We start from the raw sequence: 23,328 nt of genomic DNA on the forward strand, positions 1-23,328 counted from the left end.
AACGAAAAAAGCGCGGTATGATAGCATAGAAAAATGCAAAAGGGCGAGATGGCTGATGCTCGACGCCATGAAACAAAAATACCTCGTCATTTTGACGAGGTATTTTACCGATCCAAGACTATCGCTGCTTAGTTAAACATCGCTGAGATAGACTCTTCGTTACTGATTCGGCGGATCGCCTCGGCGAGCATGGTTGATAACGTTAATTGGGTAACTTTACCCGTTGCTGCCATTTCTTTAGATAAAGTGATGGAGTCTGTGACGATCACTTGGTCAAGCACAGAATTTTTGATGTTTTTTGCGGCATTGCCTGAGAAGACAGCATGGGTTGCATAAGCAAACACACGTTTTGCTCCGCGCTCTTTAAGTGCTTCAGCCGCTTTGCATAAGGTTCCGCCGGTATCGATCATATCGTCAACAATCACGCAATCACGGCCTTCAACGTCACCTATTAAGTTCATGACTTCAGAGACGTTGGCACGAGGACGACGTTTATCGACAATCGCGATATCAATATCACCGAGTGCTTTTGCTGTTGCACGAGCACGTACCACACCACCTAGATCCGGAGATACGACGACAGGATCTTCTAAGTTACGTGCTTTCATGTCTTCCAAGAGAACGGGTGTACCGAAGATGTTATCTACCGGTACATCAAAGAAACCTTGAATTTGCTCTGCGTGTAGGTCAATGGTTAAGACCCGATCAACCCCTACGTTAGAGAGAAAGTCAGCAACGACTTTCGCCGTAATTGGAACACGAGCAGAACGCACTCGACGGTCTTGGCGTGCATAGCCAAAGTAAGGGATGACAGCAGTAATACGGCCTGCTGAAGCGCGGCGCATTGCGTCAATCATTACCACCAATTCCATTAAATTGTCATTGGTTGGTGCACAAGTTGATTGAATAATAAATACATCGCTACCACGAACATTTTCGTTGATCTGCACTGCCACTTCTCCATCAGAGAAGCGAGAAACAGTAGCATCACCAAGGGAGATGTATAGACGTTCAGCAATACGTTGGGCTAGTTCAGGTGTGGCGTTACCAGCAAATAGCTTCATATCAGGCACGGTGGAAACCTCAGGGTTGCGTCCAGTTTTTAATTAGGTTGGGTGTCGGCTGATTGGTAATCAGCCAGTGTCTCTTTTAGTGGTGAAACGTTGCGGCCTTGAGCGACAAACGCAGAGACAGTGTCTGGGAGTTTCGCAAGGACAGCTTGCGCTTCTTTTTTGCTCGAAAATTCAGCGAAAACGCAAGACCCGGTCCCGGTCAATCTTGACGGCGCGTATTGTAGCAGCCATGAAAGTTGCTTATCAACCTCTGGGTACTCCAATCGGACAATTTTTTCGCAATCGTTTTCGTAGTTCGCATTGAGTAGAGTATTAATATCACGTTTTGCTGTGTTTCTCGGTAATTTTGGATGAGAAAAAATTACTTTTGTCGCAATACTCACATTTGGGCGAATCACGAGATAATGCTTTTCTTCGGGCTGTACCGGTTGGAGCTTTTCTCCAACACCTTCGGCAAAAGCGGAGAAGCCGTGAATAAAAACCGGAACATCGGCCCCTAAACTTAGACCTATCGTCGCGAGTTGATCATCGCTTAACCCACAGCCCCATAAATAATTGAGTGCGACCAACACCGTTGCCGCATTAGAAGAACCTCCACCAATCCCCCCGCCCATTGGTAAGCGTTTGGTTAGTTGAATATCTGCGCCGAATGAGCTCTCGGTTTGCTGCTGTAAGGCGCAAGCCGCACGGTAAATAAGATTATCTTGCAGTGCGACGTCAGGCAGTTGCGGTGAGAGTGTGATTTGCCCTGTCTGATTCGCGGTAATCGTCAGTTCATCGCCATAATCGATAAATTGAAATAATGTTTGCAGGTCGTGATAACCATCAGCGCGTTGTCCGGTAATGTACAAAAACAGATTTAATTTAGCGGGCGATGGCCATACGGTTGGTCGTTGTATCATGGCGTGAGTGTCCATTTAGATATCACAAGGTTAATCGAGGTGTCCTGTTGGGTGAGCAATACTCGGTCTGGCAGAGGGAGGGGTTTATCTTGCCAGAGATATTCGCGGTAGCGATGATAATCTACCGTCCAGCGCGAAAAACCTTGGTTTTTTTGTAATCTAGCCAAGGTATTGTTCGAATTTAATTCAAAGTGATCAGCTTGAGTGGGTAAGCCGACAATCCATGCTTGTAAAAGCTCAATAGGGAGCGTTAATCCAGTCAGAGAGGTAATCAATTGTTCGGCACTGTCAGCGCGGTAGACGTTGTCATCATGAGTGATGACTTGCGCGCCCTGTTGATCAATCGACAAGTTTAATACCGTCTGTCCTAAAAAGGTCGTTAGGCGGAGCTGGGTTTGCTGAGGTGAAATTTGCCACTGAAAATTAAGAGATTGACGCTGATTGGGGTCAATATAGGCGAGTTTCCCAACCAGTTGAAACTGCGTAATGGTCTTTAAGCGAGCTTGGTGTGATTGCCATTCAACGTCCCTAATGGGGTCGGGAATGCTGCTACAGCCCCATAGTCCTAAGAGTAAGGTAATAATAAGAAAAATACGTGGCGGTGATATCATCATATGCTCGTTATTTATCCATTTATGGGACACAAGAGCCGTCACTATACCATTGATATCACGAACTCGGGAAAACAAATCCCAATCGCTCTTTCAATAAATAGGTGCATCAAGTAAAATTCGCCGCTCAACCCACTTCTTATCAGAGAACCCTCGATACATGTCCTTGCTTGTTATTGGTATCAATCACAATACAGCTTCGGTTGAGTTGCGAGAAAAAGTGGCCTTTGGAGCAGATAAACTGTCCGAAGCGTTGCGCCATTTATCTGGCCAACCTTACGTCAAGGGAAGTGTGATTTTATCAACCTGTAACCGAACCGAACTGTATTGTGACGTTAAGGTGGCAAGTAAGAATAAACTGATAGAGTGGTTATCTCAGTTTCATCAAGTCAATCTGGAAACCTTAAAGCCCAGTTTATATGTCCATGAAGAGCAAGCGGCAATCCGTCATCTGATGCGCGTTGCTTGTGGATTGGATTCATTAGTACTGGGCGAACCACAAATTTTGGGTCAAGTAAAACAAGCGTATGCGGATTCGCGAGAGAATCGCATGGTCGATTCGGCCTTAGATAAGTTGTTTCAAAAAGCGTTTTCGGTTGCTAAGCGTGTGCGGACTGAAACCGACATTGGTGGTCATGCGGTCTCTGTTGCTTATGCCGCCTGTACGCTGGCAAAACATATTTTTGAATCGTTAACGCAGGCTACGGTGCTATTAGTTGGCGCAGGAGAGACCATCGAATTGGTCGCTAAACATTTGGACGGTCATGGTTGTAAACGAATGATCGTTGCTAACCGAACACGCGAACGGGCCATGGCATTAGCGCAAAATTTTGACGCTGAAGTGATTACCTTAAATGAGATTCCAGATTATTTAGCACAGGCGGATATTGTGATTAGTTCGACCGCTAGTCCGCTGCCCATCATCGGTAAAGGGATGGTCGAAAGCGCGCTCAAAGCGCGTCGTCATCAACCGATGCTGTTAGTCGATATTGCCGTTCCGCGTGATGTGGAATCACAAGTCAGTGAACTTGACGATGCTTATCTCTATTCAGTGGATGATTTACAATCGATTGTTGAGAGTAATATTGAGCAACGTAAGATTGAGGCGATTCAAGCCGAAGCGATCGTCAGCGAAGAAAGCGCAGAATTCATGAGTTGGATGCGCTCGCTGCAGGCGGTCGACAGCATTCGTGACTATCGTCAATCGGCGAACAATATCCGTGAAGAGTTACTCAGTAAAAGTTTACAAGCGTTAGCCGCTGGAGGCGATGCGGAAAAGTTATTGGTCGAATTAAGCAATAAACTCACCAATAGATTGATCCATACCCCAACGCGCGCGTTGCAGATGGCAGCCGAGCAAGGGGAGCCAGCAAAACTGGCAATTATTAGACAAAGTTTGGGTCTTGATGACCTGTAATAATTTGTAAATCCTTATTTATTAAAGAAGAAACTATGAAAGCGTCGATTTTAGTTAAGCTTGAATCTTTGGTGGAGCGCTACGAAGAAGTGCAACACTTATTAGGCGATCCTGCCGTGATCGGTGATCAAAATAAATTTCGATCGCTCTCAAAAGAGTATTCGCAACTCGAAGAAGTCACCAAATGCTTCCAAGCTTATCAGCAAGCTCAAGAAGACTTTGTCGCCGCAGAAGAGATGACCAAAGAAGACGATGCTGAAATGCGCGAAATGGCCCAAGATGAAATGAAAGCGGCTAAAGCGGAAATTGAACGCTTAAGTGCTGAGCTGCAAATTCTTCTGTTACCTAAAGATCCGAATGATGATCGCAACTGTTTCTTAGAAATTCGTGCTGGGGCGGGTGGTGATGAAGCCGGGATTTTTGCTGGTGATCTGTTCCGGATGTACAGCCGTTTTGCTGAGAAAAAAGGCTGGCGAATTGAAGTCATGTCGGCGAGTGAAGCTGAGCATGGTGGTTACAAAGAGATGATAGCCAAAGTTAATGGTGACGGAGCTTACGGGGTATTGAAATTTGAATCGGGCGGTCACCGAGTGCAACGTGTTCCCGCGACCGAATCTCAAGGTCGTGTACATACTTCTGCGTGTACTGTGGCTGTGATGCCAGAGATCCCCGAAGCCGAAATTCCTGAAATTAAAGCCAGCGATCTAAAAATCGATACTTTCCGCTCATCAGGAGCAGGTGGCCAGCACGTTAACACGACGGATTCAGCGATTCGAATTACCCACTTGCCAACGGGGATTGTGGTTGAGTGTCAGGATGAGCGTTCGCAACATAAGAACAAAGCTAAAGCGATGTCTGTGCTAGGCGCTCGGATTGTTCAAGCTGAAGAGAAAAAACGTGCGGCGGAAATCTCCGATACCCGACGCAATCTACTTGGCTCAGGCGATCGCAGTGATCGCATTCGAACTTACAACTATCCACAGAGCCGAGTGTCCGATCATCGTATTAACCTCACCATTTATCGTCTCAATGAGGTGATGGAAGGCGATTTACAAGCCTTGATTGATCCTGTTGTCCAAGAGCATCAAGCGGATCTGCTGGCTGCGTTATCTGATAACCATTAATTTATTCATTATCATGACGATACAAGCTTTATTGGCTAAGGCTAAGCGGCAACTTATCGAGAGCGGCAGCGATTCGCCGTCTCTTGATGCCGCGCTGCTGCTTTGCCATGTGTTACAAAAACCGCGCTCCTATTTATTGACGTGGCCAGATAAAAGGCTCGATGCAGACGCTATTTCTGCTTTCGAGGTTTTGCTCGCACGGCGTATCGCCGGTGAGCCGATCGCTTATATTATTGGTGAACGCGAATTTTGGTCGTTACCTTTAAAAGTCGCACCATCGACCTTAATACCTCGTCCGGATACTGAACGCTTAGTTGAATTAGCACTGGATAAGGCTGTACTTATTGATGGCGATATCCTTGATCTAGGGACAGGAACTGGAGCTATCGCATTAGCGCTTGCTTCAGAGCTACCTCAGCGCCATGTGCTGGGGATCGATCTGCGTTCAGAGGCCGTTGAGCTTGCCGAGGATAATCGCAAACGATTACAGCTCTCCAATGTCACATTTTTGCAAGGCAGTTGGTTTACCCCTCTCGCTAACGGTATAAAGTTTGCTTTGATTGCTTCTAACCCGCCTTATATTGAGGAGCACGATCCCCATTTACAGCAAGGGGATGTCCGTTTTGAACCGAGAAGCGCTCTGGTCGCAGGCGATAATGGATTAGCCGATATTAAACATATCGCGACTTCGGCGCGTGAATATTTACTCGATCGAGGCTGGCTGTTGTTTGAACATGGTTATCAACAAGGCAAAGCAGTGCGAGCCATTTTGAGTGAACTTGGCTATCAGCAAGTGGTTACGGAGCAAGACTACGCTGGTAACGATCGAGTCACCTTGGGTCAATGTCGATTTTAAAGAGGAACACATGTACGAAGTACTTAAATCACTCCATCTCTTCACTATAGCGACTAGCGCTTTCTTATTGAGTGTTCGTTATATTTTAATGATGATGGATTCCCATTGGTTACAACATAAGTTTCTGAAAATTTATCCGCACATCAACGATAGCCTGTTATTAGTCACTGGCATTTGGCTTATTGTGATCACAGGCTTTATACCTTATACGGCTGCAGCGCCGTGGATGACCGATAAAATTACTTGTGTCTTGGCTTATATTGCTTTGGGCTTTTTTGCGCTTAAGTTTGGTCGTAATAAGCTGCTACGCTCGTTTGCTTTTCTTGGCGCGATGGGCTGGCTGATCATGGCGGGTAAAGTGACGGCTTCTAAAGCACCGATGTTTTTCAGTTAATATCATGGACTCGATAAATCAATGCTGAATTTATTTGATGAAGATTTTGATGCAATGGATTTAGTGGAAGGTGCGCTGGCATTAAATAAAGCCATTAATCCGGAGACTAAAGTCGATTGGGCTCTCGCTGAATTGCAAAGGCTGTACCATCAAGCTGAGTTAGCTTTAGCTGATGAATCAAATACAAAGCAGCGCTTTGCCCTCTTTTTGGATGTTTTTTATCATCAATGGGGCTTTGTTGGCGATAAAGAAACCTATTTTCATTCTCGTAACGGTTTTATTGATAAAGTCCTCGAACGTCGTCAGGGAATACCGGTGAGTCTTGGAGCGTTACTACTCTATTTTGCTAGGCGTTTTGATTTTCCCGTGCAAGGAATTACTTTTCCTACACAGTTTTTACTTGAAGTGCAGTGGCCTGATGAAGCTCCGCTGTATCTCAATCCTTTTTCCGGCGAGTTTGTCTCGAAATACATGCTCAATGCGTGGTTGGTTGGTCATAAAGGCCCCTTGGCCCGCTTGCAGGCTGAGCATCTAAAACCGACCGATAATCCAACGATTATTGGTCGCTGGTTAGCCTTATTGAAAAGTGCCTTGCTGCGAGAAGAGCGCTATACTTTGGCGCTACGCTGCACCAATTTAGCATTAACCTTTGTCCCTGATGATCCTTATGAAATACGTGATCGTGGTTTTATCTATCAGCAGTTAGACTGTCATCAGGTGGCGTTATCCGATTTCCAATATTTTATTGAACACTGCCCTGATGATCCCGCAGCGCAGTTACTCAAGAATCAAATGAATGCGCTAACGGTTTATCCAGTGACGCTGCATTAATCACAACTTAAGAGAACTCACTATGGAACAAAAAATTGTTCATATCGGTCATATCCCGGTCGCCAATGATCATCCCTTTACGCTTTTTGCTGGTATGAATGTGTTGGAATCTCGTGATTTGGCGATGCAAATTTGCGAGTACTACGTCAAAGTAACCGAAAAGCTTGGTATTCCTTACGTGTTTAAAGCGTCGTTTGATAAGGCTAACCGTAGCTCGGTACATTCATACCGTGGGCCTGGTTTGGAAGAGGGCATGAAAATCTTTCAAGAGCTGAAAGAGACCTTCGGGGTGAAAATTATTACCGACGTACACACCGAAGCGCAGGCTCAGCCAGTCTCTGAAGTCGTTGATGTGATTCAGTTGCCAGCATTTTTAGCACGTCAAACGGATTTAGTCGAAGCGATGGCAAAAACGGGCGCAGTCATTAACGTTAAAAAACCGCAGTTTATGAGCCCAGGACAAGTAGGCAATATTGTTGAAAAGTTCGCGGAATGTGGCAATGAGCAAGTCATTTTATGTGAGCGTGGTGCTTGCCATGGTTACGATAACTTAGTAGTCGATATGCTTGGATTTGGCGTGATGAAAAAAGCCTCTCAAGGCAGTCCAATCATTTTCGATGTTACCCATTCACTGCAGATGCGCGATCCATTGGGGGCCGCTTCTGGTGGTCGCCGTGAGCAAACCGTGGAACTGGCTAAAGCTGGTTTAGCGACGGGCATCGCTGGTTTATTTATCGAAGCTCACCCGACGCCTGATCAAGCAAAATGTGATGGTCCTTCGGCGTTACCGTTGGATAAGCTTGAGCCTTTCTTAGCACAAATGAAAGCGTTGGATGATTTGATTAAGAGCTTTGCACCGATCGATATCCGTTAAGTTCAATCCTTGCGCTTTAAAAAAACGGGTAAGATAATTCCTTACCCGTTTTGGTTTGGGCAATAAGGAGTAGTTAAGCATGACCCCAGCCATTGATTTAGCGAAAAAAAAGCACATCGCCCACACGATTCATCACTATGAGCATGATCCTAGCCATCCGAGTTATGGTTTAGAAGCTGCGCAAGCTTTAGGTCAGGACCCCGCGACGGTATTCAAAACGTTATTATTCTGTCTCAATGGCGAAGCTAAGCATTTAGCCGTTGCGGTGATCCCTGTTGAAAAAAAACTCAACTTAAAGCTCGCGGCAAAAGCGGCAAAAGCAAAAAAAGCCGAGATGGCCGATCCAGAGATCGCTCAAAAGGTCACGGGTTATGTGGTGGGGGGGATCAGTCCGTTAGGACAAAAGAAACGCTTGCCGACTTTTATTCACAGCAGTGCCGAGACATTGACCACTTTGTGTGTCAGTGCAGGCAAGCGTGGTTTAGAGATAGAGCTCAGCCCACAAGATCTCACGAAGCTCACTGGTGGACAGTTTGTTGATTTGTGCCAATAAATCTGTCGATTTGTGGTTGCAAGTGGCGATGTGGGACGCCCTCGTTCATCTTGATGATATTTGTTGATGAGCATCGGATAAACGAGGGTTTCACTGATCATTTTCCCACTTGAATTGGCCGCCGTCTTGGCGACATGATCAATGCTTATCCATTTGCGTGTTGTCGACCACGTGGTTTTCACCGAGATCTTTTGGCAACACTAAGTTGAGAATAATCGCCACAATTCCACACAAACTCACACCTTGTAAACTAAATTCACCAATGCCAAACGCCATACCACCAATCCCGAAAACCAGAGTGACAGCGACAATCACAAGGTTACGAGATTTGTGTAAGTCGACTTGGTTCCGGATTAAGGTATTGAGTCCAACGGTGGCTATCGATCCAAATAATAGAATCATAATCCCGCCCATCACTGGGATTGGAATGGTTTGTAACAACGCTCCAAGCTTACCGACCAAGGCTAATACAATCGCCGTTACTGCCGCCCAAGTCATGATCACCGGGTTAAAGGCTTTAGTTAGCATTACCGCGCCAGTGACTTCACTGTAGGTTGTATTTGGTGGTGCACCGACCATGCTGGCTGCTATGGTCGCAAACCCATCTCCCGCAATGGTACGGTGTAAGCCCGGTTTTTTAAGGTAATCTTTTCCGGTGACATTAGAGATTGCGAGCATATCGCCGACGTGCTCAACGGCTGGAGCAATCGCAACAGGAATCATAAATAAAATGGCATTAATGTTAAATTCAGGAAAGGTGAAGTTTGGCAATGCCAACCACGCGGCTTGTTGAACCGGAACAAAACTGACCACACCAAAGTACAGAGAAACGCTATAACCGGCGGCAATCCCTGCACAAATAGGAATTAGTTTAAAAAAACCTCGCGAAAAGACACTGACCCCAACGGTCACCAGTAGTGAAATCGCTGAAATCCATAACGCAGCTTGTGCATCAATCAACTGTACTGAACCATCTCCCGTTCTACCCAGTGCCATATTGACCGCAGTAGGCGCGAGACCTAATCCAATCACCATGATAACCGGCCCAACGACCACGGGGGGTAATAGCGTATGTACAAAGCCCACGCCCCGAACTTTAATGATAGCGCCGAGTAAGACGTAGACTGCGCCTGCGGCCATTAGGCCCCCCATTGTTGCCCCAATTCCCCAAGTTTGTACGCCATACATAATGGGAGCAATAAAAGCGAAAGAAGAGGCGAGAAAGATAGGTACAGAGCGGCGAGTAATGATTTGGAAGATTAAGGTGCCTACACCTGCCCCAAACAGAGCAACGTTAGGATCAAGCCCGGTCAGCAATGGAACCAGAACCAGAGCACCAAATGCGACAAATAACATTTGTGCACCTTGAATGGCATTTTTCATCGTGTTTTCCCTGAAGCAAAATAAAATTCGCGGGATTCTATCATCTTTGCAAACGATTGCTATGGGTTATAGATCAAACTTTTTCTGGTTTCTGATCATTAATAAGCTGAAAAGGTTTGGCGTTACGACTGATGAGGTAGGAATCAGGAAGGAAAAACTGCGGAAAATTGACACTGGCTCTTGTACTGCGCCTTGCCCCGACCTAGATAGTTGCTTATCATCAATGCTCACTTGGAATCTATGGTAACCGTATGCGCTATTTCGTTTTGTTGTTGATGGGGTTAATCAGTCTGCCTGCATTGGCATTAACCAAAATCAATTTGTACCAAGCTGAAGTTGTGATCGACGAGCAGCACAATGATCCAGAAGCAGACGCTCGAATTCGTGCCATGCAAGAGGTGATTGTCCGAGCCGCGGGGAGTCAGGACTCATTGAACAATGACGTCGTCAGTAAAGCGCTGCGTCAAAGTGCTCAATACGCGAATCAGATCAGCTATGGACAACTCAATGATCAAAGAACATTAAGAGTGGCTTTTAGTGGGCCACGCATCCGAGCACTGTTAACTCAAGCGCATTTAGCATTCTGGCCAGAAGACCGGGCTAATATTTTAGTCTGGTTGGTAGAAGAATCTGACTATGAGCGGCGTATCATTTGGGAGCATTCACAAACTGACGTTGTATCGCAATTAAAAAGACAGGCTGAGCAACGGGGTTTACCGCTTACTTTTCCTGTCGGTGATTTTGAGGATGTGACGAGCATTCAAAGCTCCGATCTTTGGGGCGGCTTTACTGAGTCAATAGCGAAGGCGAGTCAACGTTATACCAGCGATGCGATTTTAGTGCTACGAGCTCAAGGTTCCACTTTGCGTTGGGCGTTGTACGATCAATCTGCCGAACAGATGCTAACCTCTCCTAAAGTCCCTGTCAGTGGTCAGACTTCGGGCGATGAGGCAATGAACACATTCATCGATGTATTGGCCAATCACTACGCTAAAAAAAGTGCGGTGTTAGTGGGTAGCGAGTCTTCACAAACGCTGTGGGCGGCATTTAAACCGATTAATAATGCTCAGGCTTTCTTTACCTTGGAGGAGAGCGTGAGACGCTTAAGCTCAGTCGCCTCTTTGGATATTGTGAGTATTCGAGGGGATGAAGTGATCTTCAATGTGCATTTATTAGCTAGCGAAGCAGATTTCGCTCAAGAAGTGCTTCGTCTTCGTCAAGTGACGCAAAGAGCGGCGCCGAAGCTAATTGAGCGTAAGAACGTTCAGCAAGATAAGGCGAAAGATGGCCGTCAGTTAGAGGATGAGCCATCGGTGGTTACTCCACCTAAAAGAACGCAGCTTTATTTCTCTTGGCAAGATTAACTTCCCCTTATTAAGGATATTAACTTTTTGATGGTTGCTGAAGATGCTAATCGATAAAGTCAGAAACCATCCTGCCTACTGATTTAATTGACTCGTCCCAACCCCCTTTTAGAGGTTGGGACTCACGTTTTCAATTAATGATTATCACCCTCGTTTAAGGCAACGGCGAGTTGAGCAAGGCGTTGACCAAGACGTTGGGCTAATTCACTCTCATCATGGGTTAAGGTGTTATTTGCAGAGTCAGCCACATGACTGGCGCCGTAAGGGGTGCCACCCGATCGAGTGGTATGCAGCTTGGGTTCTGAATAAGGAATCCCCATAATCAACATGCCATGGTGCAGCAAAGGTAGCATCATGGTCTGTTGAGTCGTCTCTTGTCCGCCATGTAATGTTGCCGAGCTAGTAAATACGCAGGCTGGTTTATCAATTAACGAACCTTTTACCCATAGTGGGGTGGTTTGATCCCAAAAATGTTTTAATGGTGCCGCCATATTTCCGAACCAAACGGGGCTACCGACGGCTAAGCCATGACACTGTTCTAACTCATCGAAGGTTAAGTAAGGATCACTCGCGTTTCCTTGCGCAGGTTCTAGCTCAGGAACAGTACGTAAAATTGCCTCACATCCAGAGACCGACTCAATACCTCGGGCAATATGCCGAGCCAAGCTACGGGTACTTCCGTGACGACTGTAGTACAGAACGATCAGACGAGTCATAAAATATCCAGTACCTGTTCTGGTGGACGACCGAGACGCGCTTGTTGATTGGCAATCACAATAGGGCGTTCGATCAGAATGGGGTGTTCTACCATGGCTGAAAATAACGCCTCGTCAGAGAGGGTAGGATCGGCTAAATTCAGGGTTTTATATAAGGCTTCTTTACAACGCATCATGTCTCGAACCTGACTATGAGGTAACTTTTCATGAATGGCTTTGAGTTGTTCAATGGTCAATGGGGTTTGTAAATAGTGGATAATGTTCAGCTGCAGGTTACGTGCTTCTAATAGAGCTAACGTTTCGCGGCTTTTAGAGCAGCGTGGATTGTGATAAATGGTAACGGACATCCTCTCTCCTTAATAAAGATGGTTTATTATTTAAGTTGCTTATTGTTCTGCGAGTTGACGAGGCTGTGGTATTGGCTGCGTCATTTTCCCCAATCACATAGTTTGTCGATATGATTAGGGTTTCACTCGCTTACCAATCATCAATTACTCCCAGTCATTGTTGGCTAACAATCGCCTTGAGTCGCTAAGTTTATCGTAGGGCTAAAAATCGATCTCTTTGTACCATGAGTTGATCGAGTCGTGCATCATAGCGAGCTTGTTGCAAACTACCCAAAGGAGCAAGCTGACTGGCTTGGGTATAAAATTGAATCGCTTTATTCCAGTTCGCACCTAAAGCAAAAATTTCAGCCCTGGCTGCCAAATCTTCTGCGCTATTACCGCTTCGGCTATTCGCTTCTGCTAACAAATGCCATCCATTGACGTCATTGGGGCGCTCATGGGTGTAGCGTTGTAAAATACGAATGGCTTCTGAAAATTTTTCATCTTTGATCAAGACATTGGCGTAGTTTATCACCAATACAGGATTATTGGGTTTTCGTTGCAGTGCTTGAGCCAGCATGGATTGTGCTTCTGTGGCGCGTTCAGTATCAACCAAAAGGTCACTCATCGCATCGAGATAAAAATTATTATCAGGATGGCTTTGTAGCAACTTTTTCAAGCGACTTTCGGCTTCGTCGTATTGCTTAGTATCAAGATAAACGAGAGCTTTACCATAATCAAAGGCGGCGGCCATACCCGGATCAGCTTTTCTTTGGTTACGCTTAAACCAATCTAATGCGGCTTCACTGTTGATTCCTGCATAACGAGCGACAACTCGCGAGCGCGTTAAATGATAATTCAGAGATGGAGCAACGCTAACACTAGGAAATTGTTGTGCTCGAGAACGACTATCTGTAATACGATCTTCGGGTAAAGGGTGGGTGAGGAGCATCGGTGGCGGCGTACTGGCATAACGATATTCGTCAGCAAGACGACCAAAAAAGCGTGGCATGGCATGCACATCAAACCCAGCTTTAGCTAAAGTCGCAATCCCAAAACGATCCGCTTCTTTTTCATTACTGCGCGTGTAGTTAATTTGGCTTTGCATACTGCCAGCTGTCGTCGCGGTGATCGCTGCAATTCCCGCTTGAGGCGCTGCGATGGCTAATAGCAGTGAGCCAGCTAAAGCGGCAATTGTGGCTGGGGAGCGACGAGCTTGCTCTTCCATACTACGCGCTAAATGACGTTGAGTGACGTGAGCAATTTCATGCGCCATGACCGACGCGAGCTCGCTTTCTGATTGAGCATGCAGCAGTAGACCAGAATGCAGTGCAATATAACCACCGAAAAACGCGAAAGCATTAATATTACGATCGCGGATCATAAAGAAGGTAAACGGCGTTTTGACATCATCTGAGTTAGCTACTAGGCGATAACCTAGCGCATCAATATACTCATTGATGACAGGATCGTTGATGATCGGACGGCTGTTACGTAACATGCGCATATACGCATCACCATAGATAAGCTCTTGATCAATCGTTAATGTTGAGCCTGCCACGGTACCAATATCGGGCAGCTCTATGCTATCACTCCCAAAACGATTCGCATACGCGCCAGAAAGTGGACTTAAGGTTGCCGCGAGGCAGAGGTAAACAAGAGAACGTTTTATTTTCATAGTGATAGGTAATGCTCCAAGCTTATCTTTCTCTAAGACACTGCGCGATGCCATTGGTTTCCTCCACCGCAGAAAGTCATCTCGTTTACTCACTCCGGCAGTGGTATGATTGATGCTGATTTATTTTTCACCCTGTGTTGCGGTTTCTTCTCAATGGCGATGATGAGGCTGACCGCTCCATCCATCAGTAGTTTGAGTCTATATTAAGGATTGAACCCTAAAATGGAACCCAAGATTGTTGATTTACCTAAGTCGTGCTGTCCTATGACATTATTACTTGCAAACCGTCACATCTTGACGCTTGATGATAGAAAAAATCACACTATTCTGATTGGCAGGCAAGATACGGTTGATGCTCCATATTATCTCAATACCATTGCTGTTCAGCACATGAATTTGCCAAATAATCGTTATTTTTCTCGTTCTATTGTTAAGGGGAGCCCGCTCGATGTTTGAAATGCTCAATCGTTGGTATCAAAGACGATTCTCCGATCCTCATGCGGTTAGTTTGGTCGCTATCTTATTTTTTGGTTTTATCATCATCTATTTTTTTGGTCATCTGATCGCCCCATTATTGGTTGCGATTGTTTTAGCCTATTTGCTTGAGTGGCCAGTAACCCAGCTATGCCGTTTAGGAATTCCGAGAACCTTATCGGTTTTGGTCATCGTGTCATTGTTTCTTGGACTCATGTTAGTTGCGTTATTTGGTATTGTTCCGACCATTTGGCAGCAAGTCATTAATTTAATTAATGATATCCCTAATATGTATAACGATTTGCAAAACTTTATTGCCAGTTTACCGGAGCGCTACCCAGAACTGGCCAACTTACAAATCATTGAGTCATTAGTTAATAATGCAAAAAATAAAGCGCTAAGCATGGGAGAGTCGGTAGTCAAAGGGTCACTAGCGTCATTAGTTAGCTTAGCAACGCTGGCGGTATATTTGATTTTAGTGCCGATGTTGGTGTTCTTTTTACTTAAAGATAAACAAGAAATGATGTCGATTGCCAGCGGCGTTCTACCTCGAAATCGACGTTTGGCGACTAAGGTATGGTTAGAAATGAATCAACAAATTTCTAATTATATTCGTGGTAAAGTGTTGGAGATTCTCATCGTCGGTGGCGTGAGTTATGTGACGTTTGCGATTTTGGATTTACGTTATTCTGCTCTGTTAGCTGTTGCGGTGGGTTTCTCGGTTCTGATCCCTTATATCGGTGCGGCAGCCGTCACCATTCCAGTCGCGATTGTTGGTTTGTTTCAATGGGGATTAACGCCTCAATACTATACCTTGTTGATTGCGTATTTTATTATTCAAATTTTAGATGGCAACGTGCTGGTGCCTATTCTATTTTCTGAAGCGGTCAATTTGCATCCGGTTGCCATCATCATTGCGGTTTTAGTTTTTGGCGGATTATGGGGTTTTTGGGGCGTCTTTTTTGCTATTCCTCTGGCCACATTAGTCAAAGCCGTGTGGCATGCTCTACCCAGTAATGACGATGAAACAGTCTCGATTGATAGTTAAGTGACGATGTGTTTTTTACTCGTTATCTGATTGCAAAGCCTCATTGTCGTTAATGAGGCTTTTTGTTTAAAGATAATTAAGCGCTGTTTATGTTGTCGTTGCGGCAAAAGCGTTAACTTTTGCTTACACTCTTAATATCCTCGTTTAAGTTTTGATTGAACTTGGCGATACAGTGATTAAGGCCAACTTCACCCGAATAAAAAATAAAAATAACATTAGGAAGATTAGTAGAGGGAAATTATGAAATTTAGTCAAAAAATTGTGGCAGCTTCATCTGCATTATTGTTGGTCATTGTCGTTTCATTGTCTGTGCAACAGTTGACGACGGTTCGCTCAGAAGTTCAAGCATTGGTGCACAGCAGTTTAAAAGAGATGGTTGCAGGGGTAAAAAACACCATTACCTTAGATATGGGCAGTAAGAAGGGAATGGCCAAAACCATCACCGAAACCTTAGAACTTGATCCTTTAAATCGTCAATATGTAACCAATGTGCTAGAAAAACCAACGCTCAAAGGTAGCTTTTTATCCATTGGCTTAGGGTATGAATCTGATGGTTCAATGGTCGAAAATGACGATGGCTGGGAGCCAGGGAGTGATTACGATCCAAGACGTCGCCCATGGTATATCGGCGCTAAAGCTCAGAATTCACTCGTCGTTACTGCGCCTTATGCTGACGCATCGACCAATAACATTATCATTTCTATTGGTACGCCTGTACGCCATGCCGGACGCTTTATCGGCGCGATGTTTTATGATTTAGAGCTCACTCAATTAGCGGAAATGGTCAATCGGATCAACCTGTTTGATGCGGGTTACCTGTTTATTGTGACTGCCGATGGCTCAACTATTGCTCACCCTGAGACTCGGTATAACGGTCAGAAATTGACCGCTTATTTGCCCGATGTTCAATTAAAAGAGGGACTAAAACAGGTTGATATTAATGGTCAGTCACATTTGGTGTATTTTAGTCATGTACCCAGTGAAAATTGGTATGTGGGGGCGGTGATTGATGAGTCGCTCGCATTCGTTGCTCTGACTAAATTACGCAATAGCTCGATTATTTATACTTTGATTGGGGTGATTGTCAGTATTATAGGTTTAACCTTACTAATTAATGTATTAATGCGCCCGCTGAGCGTGCTTAATCAAGCAATAAAAGATGTCGCTTCAGGACAAGGTGATTTAACTAAGCGTCTAGATACCAATACCGATCAAGAGTTCGCAGAGCTTGCTCACGGCTTTAATACCTTTACTGAGACGTTACAAACGCAAATCAAACAATCGAAAGCGATTGGTGAGGAGATCATGCGTGGTGCTGAATTAACCATCATGAGCGTTGAAGGTTCATCTTCAGCGATGCGTTCTCAGTTACAAGAGCTTGAGCAATTAGCGACAGCGATGCATGAAATGTCAGTAACCGCGACGGAAGTCGCCAATAACGCTCAAGGGGCCGCCTCTGCCGCAAAAGAAGCCGATGAAGCAACCATTGAGGGCTCGCAAGTCGTGAGTGTGACGACACAATCGATTGATAAGTTATCCGCGCATATTGAAATGGCCGTTAAAGAAGTTCAAGGCTTGGAGTCGGCAACGGCTAATATTGAAACGATTTTAAAAGTGATTAACGATATTGCGGATCAAACCAATCTATTAGCACTGAACGCGGCGATTGAAGCAGCGCGTGCGGGTGAATCGGGGCGTGGTTTTGCGGTTGTTGCTGATGAAGTACGTACGTTAGCGCAACGAACTCAGCAATCGACCACTGAAATTCGCGGTATGATTGAGCAACTGCAAATCGGCTCTAGCTCGGTCTCGAAAGCAATGAAAGAGAGTAAAGATACCGCGGTAGATGTCGTTGCCAAAGCACAGTTAGCCGATGGTGCATTACAGCGTATCCGTCATGCCATTCAGCAAATCAGTGACATGAACTTACAGATTGCTTCTGCAGCAGAGCAGCAAAGCTTGGTGGCCGAAGAAATTAACAGCAATACGGTGAAGATAAAAGATTTATCAACCCAAGTTTCTGATTCTGCAGAAGAAGCAAATATTGCCATGCAAGTTCAAGCTGAGAACGTGCGTGAGCAAGACGCCATTTTAGGTAAATTTATTGTCTGATATCGTTTATCGATAGTCAGTCGTAATAAAAAACCGCTTCGTTAATAACGGGGCGGTTTTTTTCGTTGCCGAGGAGAGTTTTCAGGTAGGCTTAGTGCTGGTTTAAGTAGTTAAGAACCACCTGATGATGATCTTTGGTTTTAAACTTATCAAACACATGGGCGACGTTACCTTGTTCATCAATTAAAAAACTGATCCGATGCAGGCCATCGTAAGTTTTACCCATGAATTTTTTCTCCCCCCAAACGCCAAATTGATCCGCTAACTGATGATCTTCATCGGATAATAACGTGAAGTTAAGCTTATCACGCTCGATAAACTTACCTAACCGAGCAACAGGGTCAACACTGACACCAAGTACCACCACATTGTGTGCGGCAAGTTCTGCTTGAATATCACGTAAACCTTGCGCTTGTACGGTACAACCTGGAGTCATGGCTTTTGGATAAAAATACAGCAGTACTTTTTTTCCTGCAAAGTCAGCCAGTGAGATGGGATTGCCATGTTGATCAAGGCGAGTCAGCGTCGGTGCCGTTGAACCTACGTGTAGAGGAGTCATGGTGATTCTTTTCCTTTTATTGACTGTTTTTTATGAAATTGAGCGAGCCACGTACAGCCAGTTGATGACAGAGTGCAGCAAACTCTTCTTGTAATTGCATAAGATTATAGTCGGCATTGACTTGAGCAGTAATCGCGATATGAAATTGGTCATGCTCTGTGCTGAGCTTTGATTTGTGAATTGTTTGTGCACTCAATGAAGCCATGCCGATATGCCGTTCGGCAAAAAAATGAGTGAATTTTTCAGTTAAGCCAAGTTTATCGTCAGATTCGACATACACTTCAACGCTATAAGCATAATGTGGCTGATGATGCGGAGAGGTTCGTTTCATCATTGTGATAAGATCGTGTTGTTGTCCGAGCAACGGAAGGGTGCTTTCGATACGAGTAATACTATTTGTATTGCCAGAGACCAACATAATTAAAGTAAATTCATTGCCAAATAAAGCAATCCGGCTATCAATAATATTACCACCAGCTTGAGTCACCAGCTGGATAACTTGGTTACAAATACCCGCACGGTCAGAGCCTATAGCGGTTATCACGAGATGTTGAATCATAAGGCCACTTGAGTTGAATGTTTTCATTGATGTTAACACAGTTAATAAGCGATATAAAAATCGTACATCCGGTGAATGGTCATGAGTTAATCATGGCTGATAACCTTCTTACTTAAGTTTGACAACAAGTAGGTGAAACCGGTGTAGATCATGCCTATCCGACGCTGTCATGGCATTCTCGACGTTTGCTTAGCCATAACCATATCGTTTGCTTTGCGTATAGAGATCATTCATTGACCGCCCACTTGCAACGCTAAGTCGTTTAGGTATATAACCCAACTAAGATCAAGTAAGGTTCAGTGGCGCTGGTATAAGATTTGATAAATATTCACGGTTAGGTGTCATTTAAGCAGATTTCCCCCCTTGTGTTTTTTAAGTGCCATGCAGTACCATGCAAAAGTTATCAATTTAGGGAGATAGACATGTTTTCAGGAAGTATCGTCGCGTTAATTACGCCTTTCGACCATGACGGTGAAGTAGACTACGTTAGTTTACAAAAATTAGTCGATTATCATGTCGCAGCAGGAACCGACGCGATTGTTTCTGTGGGTACTACTGGTGAGTCATCGACCCTTTCGGTAGAAGAACATGTCAAAGTCGTGGCGAAAACGGTCGAGTTTTCTGCTGGGCGTATACCAGTCATTGCTGGAACCGGTGCCAATGCGACTCATGAATCCGTGACGTTTAGTCGTTTACTGAATAATACTGGAATCGCGGGTTATCTGAGTGTCACTCCTTATTATAATAAGCCGACTCAAGAGGGGCTATTTCAGCACTATAAAGCGATCAGTCAAGAAACGGATATTCCGGTTATTCTTTATAACGTGCCGAGCCGAACGGCTGTTGACTTAAAACCAGAAACGGTTGCTCGTTTAGCGGAACTAAAAAATATTGTTGCACTCAAAGACGCAACGGGTGATTTAAGTCGTATTGCGTTGCATCGTGAGTTGTGCGGTGACCAGTTTATTTTGCTGAGTGGCGATGACGCGACTGGGCTTGAGTTTGTTAAACTGGGTGGTAAAGGAGTTATCTCGGTTACCAATAATATTGCCGCTGCAGATATGGCTCAAATGATGTCACTTGCGCTTTCCGGTCAGTTTGCGGAAGCGGAGGTCATCAATCAACGTTTAATGCCTCTCCATAAGGGGTTGTTTGTTGAGTCTAGCCCCATTCCGGTGAAGTGGGCCGCCCATAAATTGGGTTTAATTGCACACGGTCATTTACGTTTGCCTTTGACTGAGCTTTCAGAATCTGCTCGCCCGTTCGTTGCCCAAGCTATGACAGAAGCTTGTATTCTATAACGTTTTACGGCTGAGTCTCTTCTCAGCAACTTAGGAGTTTCAATGAAGTTATCCCACCAGCTGGTTGTTGGTTCGCTGGCTGTATTGGTGTTGAGTGCTTGTTCAAGTAGTCCGGCACAGCGGCGTCAAGCAAAAAATGATTTTGCCTACTTAGAGACCAAACCATTAACGCCTTGGGTATTACCTGAAGGTGCGTTACCTCAGTTTTACCCTAACTATACGATTCCCGAAGGACAATTTCCTGGAAAAATTGGCCGGAAAGTGGATATTCGTCCACCTCAACAAATTCTTGAGTTAATTCCTGGCGCTCGTGCGGAACGGCAAAATGGTGAAGTGACGTTGTGGATGATTCGTCAAGATGAAGCCGATAGAGTATGGCAAACGGCATTAACCATGATGGAAGAGCGAGGCATTGGCGCGGTAGAGCAGAGCGATAATCGTGTCGAAACCAGTTGGATTAATTGGGTCTCTGAAGATGAGGACACCACGCTTGGTAGCCGCTATGAGTTAACTCGCGTTGAGGCTAATAATCGCTTTGGTTTTAAAATTTCCCTGATAGATTGGCGGGAAGATGGCAAGTCAATGCCGGTGACCGCAAGTAATAAAGAACGTTATAACGCTTTTATGACCAATTTAGTCACCAGCCGCTATGATCAGCAAGTACGAGAAGAAGCGACGCGTCGAGCGCAAGAGTTAGTCAAGCAGATACCCATCACGATGGGCTCCGACCGTAGTGGTTTACCGGTGATCATTGCTCGTACGCCTTATGATGTGTTATGGCAGCGTTTACCGACTTTATTACCTGAGATGGGCTTTACTATTGAAGAGCGCAATCAGTCACAGGGCACCATCAAAGCGAAGTACGCGTCCCCCGATGATCAATTTTGGAATCACATAGGTGTCAAGCCAATGAATCTAAGAGCGGGCACTTATACCTTCTTATTTGGTGATTTAGGCAACCGAACGTCAGTCAACGTAACCAACTCGGCAGGTAAACCTGTTGAGGAAGAGCTACTGAAAGAGATGGCTCCGGTACTGGCTGCGATTGCAGAGAAATAGTTTGATACTAAGTAACCAATTATAGCGATGAGGGATACTAATGATCAGTATCCCTCTCTTTTTTAGCTTGTTCTTTTTTTTCTGTTTCCTGCTCTGATGGCGTCGGTTCTGAGGAATCAAGTTCGGCAGTCATCGATTGCAGTTTTTTGTCTAGCTCGCTGAGCTTTTCAAAGTCCTTTTTTTTGCTCATGGGTTGGAATTTGATTTTGGAGAGGTATTTGAGCGCCGCTAAATTACCAATAATCAGGCTCATGGCAGCAATTGAAATCACCCATGGGTTGAATAAAAAGTCCATATCCGTCCTGCCTATGCAATATTGATGATGTACTGATTGTAGATCGTCTCTAGGTTTTGTAATACGGTTTGTTTGCCTAATAGCTGTTCTGGTGCTAATTGTTCGGCGAGTACGTCAAGGGTTAATTGTGTTAAGCACCTTTCCGCGGTCAGTCGGTGACTAATATGCCAAGGTTCAAAGGCGACCCCGATACCATTCTGTTGGTAAGGGAAAAAAAATCCAAACGGTTCGATATGTGCTTTTAACCATAAATAGAAAGGGTGTTGATGAGCCTGCAAATATTCCCAAGGTTCTAGCTGTAATGACTCTCCGGCTGGTAATCCATGACGATCAAAAACGTCAAAATCGGTTCCCCAGTGATGGCGACTTGCGCCAGGTAACGCTGACCAACGTAAAATAGCCCATACTCGTTGTTCTTCTGAGTAATGAGCGGTATCAATAGGCTGACTTGCTTCATCTAAGATCGCGAGTTCGCCACTCATTTTACGATTCCATATACTCTGCTGACGTGCAAAAGATCGAAAGCCGCTGGCGATATTAAAATTAAATCCAGCTGAATCGACCGCTTGTTTTAAAGCAAGCAGATCTTGGCTTACCTCTGGGTGAACCCAAAAGTTTTTTTGGCCAACGATCACCGCATTGAGGTGATCGTCGGTTTTTCCGGTTAATTGTTCAGGTGACATCATTGGCCGAAAAGGTGCTCCAGCACGTTTTGATACATGTCCGTGAGTTTTTCTAAATCTGCGATGCTGACACATTCATTGACTTTATGAATGGTGGCATTGACAGGTCCTAACTCGACGACCTGTGCGCCCATTTTAGCAATAAAGCGGCCATCAGAAGTGCCTCCAGTGGTTAATAACTGGGGCTGTTGATGATTGACCTCTTGGACAGCGCAAACAACCGCATCAAGTAGCGAGCCGGCATCAGTCAGAAAAGGATCGCCACTCAATGTCCATTTTAGCTCATAGTCTAAACCATGCGCATCCAATACCGAGTGAACGCGGCGTTTGATCTCTTGCTCGGTCAATTCGGTACTAAATCGGAAATTGAATTGCACGCTAAATTCGCCAGGTATCACATTTGACGCGCCCGTTCCTGCTTGCAAGTTCGGGATTTGGAAGCTGGTTGGCGGAAAGTAAGCATTGCCGTTATCCCACGTGGTTGCCGCGAGTTCCGCTAAAGCGGGTAGCGCTTGATGTACGGGGTTACTGGCTAAATGAGGGTAAGCAACATGGCCTTGTGTTCCTTTAATGGTCAGATCACCGGTGATCGAACCACGACGCCCATTTTTAACAACATCGCCGACCTTTAAGGTACTAGAAGGTTCGCCGACAATACACATATCAATCAGCTCATTGCGAGCCATTAACGTATCAACCACTTTAGTGGTCCCGTTAATAAAAGGGCCTTCTTCATCAGAGGTAATTAAAAAACCGATGGACCCCTTGTGATTGGGATGTTTCGCTAAAAAGCGTTCCACCGCCACTATCATGCAAGCTAATGAGCCTTTCATATCCGCGGCACCACGACCATGCAGATAGCCATCAATGACGGTTGGTTCAAAGGGCGGTGTGTGCCACTGAAAAAGAGGTCCTGCTGGGACTACATCGGTATGACCTGCAAACACAAACAAAGGACCTTCGGTTCCTTTACGAGCCCAAAAGTTGGTCGTATCTTCGAAGATCATCGGCTCAATATTAAAGCCCAGCGCGATAAGGCGTTCAATCATCACCTGTTGGCAACCTGCATCATTTGGGGTGACGGATTCGCGACTAATCAAATCTTTTGCCAGCGCGAGTACGGGGCTATCTATCAT

General features: G+C 45.2%; 24 protein-coding genes. 12 read left to right on the forward strand and 12 right to left on the reverse strand.

Annotation, left to right across the window (positions count from 1 at the left end):
- Positions 1-128 precede the first annotated feature (128 nt).
- Genes VIB_RS04065 through lolB form a run of 3 tightly spaced genes read right to left on the reverse strand, consistent with a single transcriptional unit; the run spans position 129 to position 2,586 of the window.
- Positions 129-1,073 (reverse strand): ribose-phosphate pyrophosphokinase, encoded by a 945-nt coding sequence (locus tag VIB_RS04065; RefSeq protein ID WP_004394723.1) that lies wholly within the window; start codon positions 1,071-1,073, stop codon positions 129-131.
- Between the two features lie 29 nt (positions 1,074-1,102).
- Positions 1,103-1,975 (reverse strand): 4-(cytidine 5'-diphospho)-2-C-methyl-D-erythritol kinase, encoded by an 873-nt coding sequence (ispE, locus tag VIB_RS04070; protein WP_004394724.1) that lies wholly within the window; start codon positions 1,973-1,975, stop codon positions 1,103-1,105.
- Complete coding sequence (gene lolB, locus VIB_RS04075; protein ID WP_004394725.1) at positions 1,972-2,586, reverse strand: lipoprotein insertase outer membrane protein LolB; 615 nt, start codon at positions 2,584-2,586, stop codon at positions 1,972-1,974. The genes ispE and lolB overlap by 4 nt, the downstream gene beginning before the upstream one ends.
- A 160-nt stretch (positions 2,587-2,746) precedes the next feature.
- Between lolB and hemA the strand changes: the two genes are divergently transcribed.
- From hemA to ybaK, 7 genes are all read left to right on the forward strand, one after another.
- Complete coding sequence (gene hemA, locus VIB_RS04080) at positions 2,747-4,003, forward strand: glutamyl-tRNA reductase (protein ID WP_004394726.1); 1,257 nt, start codon at positions 2,747-2,749, stop codon at positions 4,001-4,003.
- Between the two features lie 35 nt (positions 4,004-4,038).
- Positions 4,039-5,127 (forward strand): peptide chain release factor 1, encoded by a 1,089-nt coding sequence (prfA, locus tag VIB_RS04085; protein ID WP_004394727.1) that lies wholly within the window; start codon positions 4,039-4,041, stop codon positions 5,125-5,127.
- Between the two features lie 7 nt (positions 5,128-5,134).
- A complete protein-coding gene (gene prmC / locus VIB_RS04090) occupies positions 5,135-5,983 on the forward strand; it encodes a peptide chain release factor N(5)-glutamine methyltransferase (RefSeq protein ID WP_172465329.1) in 849 nt (282 codons plus the stop codon).
- A gap of 10 nt (positions 5,984-5,993) precedes the next feature.
- Positions 5,994-6,377 (forward strand): SirB2 family protein, encoded by a 384-nt coding sequence (locus tag VIB_RS04095; RefSeq protein WP_040904120.1) that lies wholly within the window; start codon positions 5,994-5,996, stop codon positions 6,375-6,377.
- 21 nt (positions 6,378-6,398) lie between these two features.
- Entirely contained in the window at positions 6,399-7,208 is an 810-nt protein-coding gene (locus VIB_RS04100) for a SirB1 family protein (protein WP_004394730.1), read from the forward strand.
- Between the two features lie 22 nt (positions 7,209-7,230).
- A complete protein-coding gene (kdsA, locus tag VIB_RS04105; RefSeq protein WP_004394731.1) occupies positions 7,231-8,082 on the forward strand; it encodes a 3-deoxy-8-phosphooctulonate synthase in 852 nt (283 codons plus the stop codon).
- A 79-nt stretch (positions 8,083-8,161) separates the two neighbouring features.
- Positions 8,162-8,635 carry a Cys-tRNA(Pro) deacylase gene (gene ybaK / locus VIB_RS04110; RefSeq protein WP_004394732.1) on the forward strand — a complete coding sequence of 158 codons (474 nt, stop codon included), beginning with the start codon at positions 8,162-8,164 and terminating at the stop codon, positions 8,633-8,635.
- A 138-nt stretch (positions 8,636-8,773) separates the two neighbouring features.
- Here ybaK and VIB_RS04115 read toward each other — a convergent pair whose 3' ends face one another.
- Positions 8,774-10,018, reverse strand: a complete 1,245-nt coding sequence (locus VIB_RS04115; RefSeq protein ID WP_004394733.1) for a uracil-xanthine permease family protein — start codon at positions 10,016-10,018, stop codon at positions 8,774-8,776.
- Positions 10,019-10,269: 251 nt separating this feature from the next.
- Between VIB_RS04115 and VIB_RS04120 the strand changes: the two genes are divergently transcribed.
- Positions 10,270-11,382 carry a DUF2066 domain-containing protein gene (locus VIB_RS04120; protein WP_004394734.1) on the forward strand — a complete coding sequence of 371 codons (1,113 nt, stop codon included), beginning with the start codon at positions 10,270-10,272 and terminating at the stop codon, positions 11,380-11,382.
- Positions 11,383-11,516: 134 nt separating this feature from the next.
- Here VIB_RS04120 and wrbA read toward each other — a convergent pair whose 3' ends face one another.
- From wrbA to bepA, 3 genes are all read right to left on the reverse strand, one after another.
- A complete protein-coding gene (wrbA, locus tag VIB_RS04125; RefSeq protein WP_004394735.1) occupies positions 11,517-12,098 on the reverse strand; it encodes an NAD(P)H:quinone oxidoreductase in 582 nt (193 codons plus the stop codon).
- Positions 12,095-12,445 (reverse strand): arsenate reductase (glutaredoxin), encoded by a 351-nt coding sequence (arsC, locus tag VIB_RS04130; RefSeq protein ID WP_004394736.1) that lies wholly within the window; start codon positions 12,443-12,445, stop codon positions 12,095-12,097. Before arsC ends, wrbA begins: the two co-directional genes overlap by 4 nt.
- A gap of 190 nt (positions 12,446-12,635) precedes the next feature.
- Positions 12,636-14,102 carry a beta-barrel assembly-enhancing protease gene (bepA, locus tag VIB_RS04135; protein WP_040904734.1) on the reverse strand — a complete coding sequence of 489 codons (1,467 nt, stop codon included), beginning with the start codon at positions 14,100-14,102 and terminating at the stop codon, positions 12,636-12,638.
- A gap of 448 nt (positions 14,103-14,550) precedes the next feature.
- On the opposite strand from bepA, the gene VIB_RS04145 reads away from it, so the two are divergent.
- On the forward strand, positions 14,551-15,624 hold the full coding sequence (locus tag VIB_RS04145; RefSeq protein WP_004394738.1) for an AI-2E family transporter: 1,074 nt from the start codon (positions 14,551-14,553) through the stop codon (positions 15,622-15,624).
- 240 nt (positions 15,625-15,864) lie between these two features.
- Positions 15,865-17,736 carry a methyl-accepting chemotaxis protein gene (locus VIB_RS04150; protein ID WP_004394739.1) on the forward strand — a complete coding sequence of 624 codons (1,872 nt, stop codon included), beginning with the start codon at positions 15,865-15,867 and terminating at the stop codon, positions 17,734-17,736.
- A 91-nt stretch (positions 17,737-17,827) separates the two neighbouring features.
- On the opposite strand, the gene bcp is transcribed toward VIB_RS04150, so the two are convergent.
- Entirely contained in the window at positions 17,828-18,295 is a 468-nt protein-coding gene (bcp, locus tag VIB_RS04155; protein WP_004394740.1) for a thioredoxin-dependent thiol peroxidase, read from the reverse strand.
- 16 nt (positions 18,296-18,311) lie between these two features.
- Positions 18,312-18,854: a glycine cleavage system transcriptional repressor gene (locus VIB_RS04160; RefSeq protein ID WP_040904125.1), complete on the reverse strand. Its 543-nt coding sequence runs from the start codon at positions 18,852-18,854 to the stop codon at positions 18,312-18,314.
- A 422-nt stretch (positions 18,855-19,276) separates the two neighbouring features.
- On the opposite strand from VIB_RS04160, the gene dapA reads away from it, so the two are divergent.
- Both dapA and bamC read left to right on the forward strand, forming a co-directional pair.
- Positions 19,277-20,155, forward strand: coding sequence for a 4-hydroxy-tetrahydrodipicolinate synthase (dapA, locus tag VIB_RS04165; RefSeq protein WP_004394742.1), 879 nt, complete (start codon positions 19,277-19,279; stop codon positions 20,153-20,155).
- Positions 20,156-20,197: 42 nt separating this feature from the next.
- Entirely contained in the window at positions 20,198-21,214 is a 1,017-nt protein-coding gene (gene bamC / locus VIB_RS04170) for an outer membrane protein assembly factor BamC (protein ID WP_004394743.1), read from the forward strand.
- Between the two features lie 37 nt (positions 21,215-21,251).
- Here bamC and VIB_RS04175 read toward each other — a convergent pair whose 3' ends face one another.
- The 3 genes from VIB_RS04175 to dapE are packed head-to-tail and all read right to left on the reverse strand — an operon-like array spanning position 21,252 to position 23,328.
- Positions 21,252-21,509 (reverse strand): DUF2897 family protein, encoded by a 258-nt coding sequence (locus VIB_RS04175; protein ID WP_040904127.1) that lies wholly within the window; start codon positions 21,507-21,509, stop codon positions 21,252-21,254.
- Positions 21,510-21,520: 11 nt separating this feature from the next.
- Positions 21,521-22,192 (reverse strand): M15 family metallopeptidase, encoded by a 672-nt coding sequence (locus VIB_RS04180; protein WP_170904354.1) that lies wholly within the window; start codon positions 22,190-22,192, stop codon positions 21,521-21,523.
- Positions 22,192-23,328 (reverse strand): succinyl-diaminopimelate desuccinylase, encoded by a 1,137-nt coding sequence (gene dapE / locus VIB_RS04185; RefSeq protein WP_004394746.1) that lies wholly within the window; start codon positions 23,326-23,328, stop codon positions 22,192-22,194. Before dapE ends, VIB_RS04180 begins: the two co-directional genes overlap by 1 nt.

The sequence above is a fragment of the Vibrio metschnikovii CIP 69.14 genome (assembly GCF_000176155.1).
Taxonomy (GTDB): domain Bacteria; phylum Pseudomonadota; class Gammaproteobacteria; order Enterobacterales; family Vibrionaceae; genus Vibrio; species Vibrio metschnikovii.

Excerpts from the sequence above, each read along its gene's own strand:
- kdsA (WP_004394731.1), top strand. The coding sequence starts at position 7,231 with ATGGAACAAAAAATTGTTCATATCGGTCATATCCCGGTCGCCAATGAT.
- dapE (WP_004394746.1), bottom strand. The coding sequence starts at position 23,328 with ATGATAGATAGCCCCGTACTCGCGCTGGCAAAAGATTTGATTAGTCGC.
- prfA (WP_004394727.1), top strand. The coding sequence starts at position 4,039 with ATGAAAGCGTCGATTTTAGTTAAGCTTGAATCTTTGGTGGAGCGCTAC.
- bamC (WP_004394743.1), top strand. The coding sequence starts at position 20,198 with ATGAAGTTATCCCACCAGCTGGTTGTTGGTTCGCTGGCTGTATTGGTG.
- VIB_RS04115 (WP_004394733.1), bottom strand. The coding sequence starts at position 10,018 with ATGAAAAATGCCATTCAAGGTGCACAAATGTTATTTGTCGCATTTGGT.
- VIB_RS04175 (WP_040904127.1), bottom strand. The coding sequence starts at position 21,509 with ATGGACTTTTTATTCAACCCATGGGTGATTTCAATTGCTGCCATGAGC.
- lolB (WP_004394725.1), bottom strand. The coding sequence starts at position 2,586 with ATGATATCACCGCCACGTATTTTTCTTATTATTACCTTACTCTTAGGA.
- wrbA (WP_004394735.1), bottom strand. The coding sequence starts at position 12,098 with ATGACTCGTCTGATCGTTCTGTACTACAGTCGTCACGGAAGTACCCGT.
- hemA (WP_004394726.1), top strand. The coding sequence starts at position 2,747 with ATGTCCTTGCTTGTTATTGGTATCAATCACAATACAGCTTCGGTTGAG.
- VIB_RS04120 (WP_004394734.1), top strand. The coding sequence starts at position 10,270 with ATGCGCTATTTCGTTTTGTTGTTGATGGGGTTAATCAGTCTGCCTGCA.
- VIB_RS04180 (WP_170904354.1), bottom strand. The coding sequence starts at position 22,192 with ATGTCACCTGAACAATTAACCGGAAAAACCGACGATCACCTCAATGCG.
- VIB_RS04145 (WP_004394738.1), top strand. The coding sequence starts at position 14,551 with ATGTTTGAAATGCTCAATCGTTGGTATCAAAGACGATTCTCCGATCCT.
- ybaK (WP_004394732.1), top strand. The coding sequence starts at position 8,162 with ATGACCCCAGCCATTGATTTAGCGAAAAAAAAGCACATCGCCCACACG.
- bepA (WP_040904734.1), bottom strand. The coding sequence starts at position 14,102 with ATGAAAATAAAACGTTCTCTTGTTTACCTCTGCCTCGCGGCAACCTTA.
- VIB_RS04160 (WP_040904125.1), bottom strand. The coding sequence starts at position 18,854 with ATGATTCAACATCTCGTGATAACCGCTATAGGCTCTGACCGTGCGGGT.
- dapA (WP_004394742.1), top strand. The coding sequence starts at position 19,277 with ATGTTTTCAGGAAGTATCGTCGCGTTAATTACGCCTTTCGACCATGAC.
- arsC (WP_004394736.1), bottom strand. The coding sequence starts at position 12,445 with ATGTCCGTTACCATTTATCACAATCCACGCTGCTCTAAAAGCCGCGAA.
- VIB_RS04100 (WP_004394730.1), top strand. The coding sequence starts at position 6,399 with ATGCTGAATTTATTTGATGAAGATTTTGATGCAATGGATTTAGTGGAA.
- ispE (WP_004394724.1), bottom strand. The coding sequence starts at position 1,975 with ATGATACAACGACCAACCGTATGGCCATCGCCCGCTAAATTAAATCTG.
- bcp (WP_004394740.1), bottom strand. The coding sequence starts at position 18,295 with ATGACTCCTCTACACGTAGGTTCAACGGCACCGACGCTGACTCGCCTT.
- VIB_RS04150 (WP_004394739.1), top strand. The coding sequence starts at position 15,865 with ATGAAATTTAGTCAAAAAATTGTGGCAGCTTCATCTGCATTATTGTTG.
- VIB_RS04095 (WP_040904120.1), top strand. The coding sequence starts at position 5,994 with ATGTACGAAGTACTTAAATCACTCCATCTCTTCACTATAGCGACTAGC.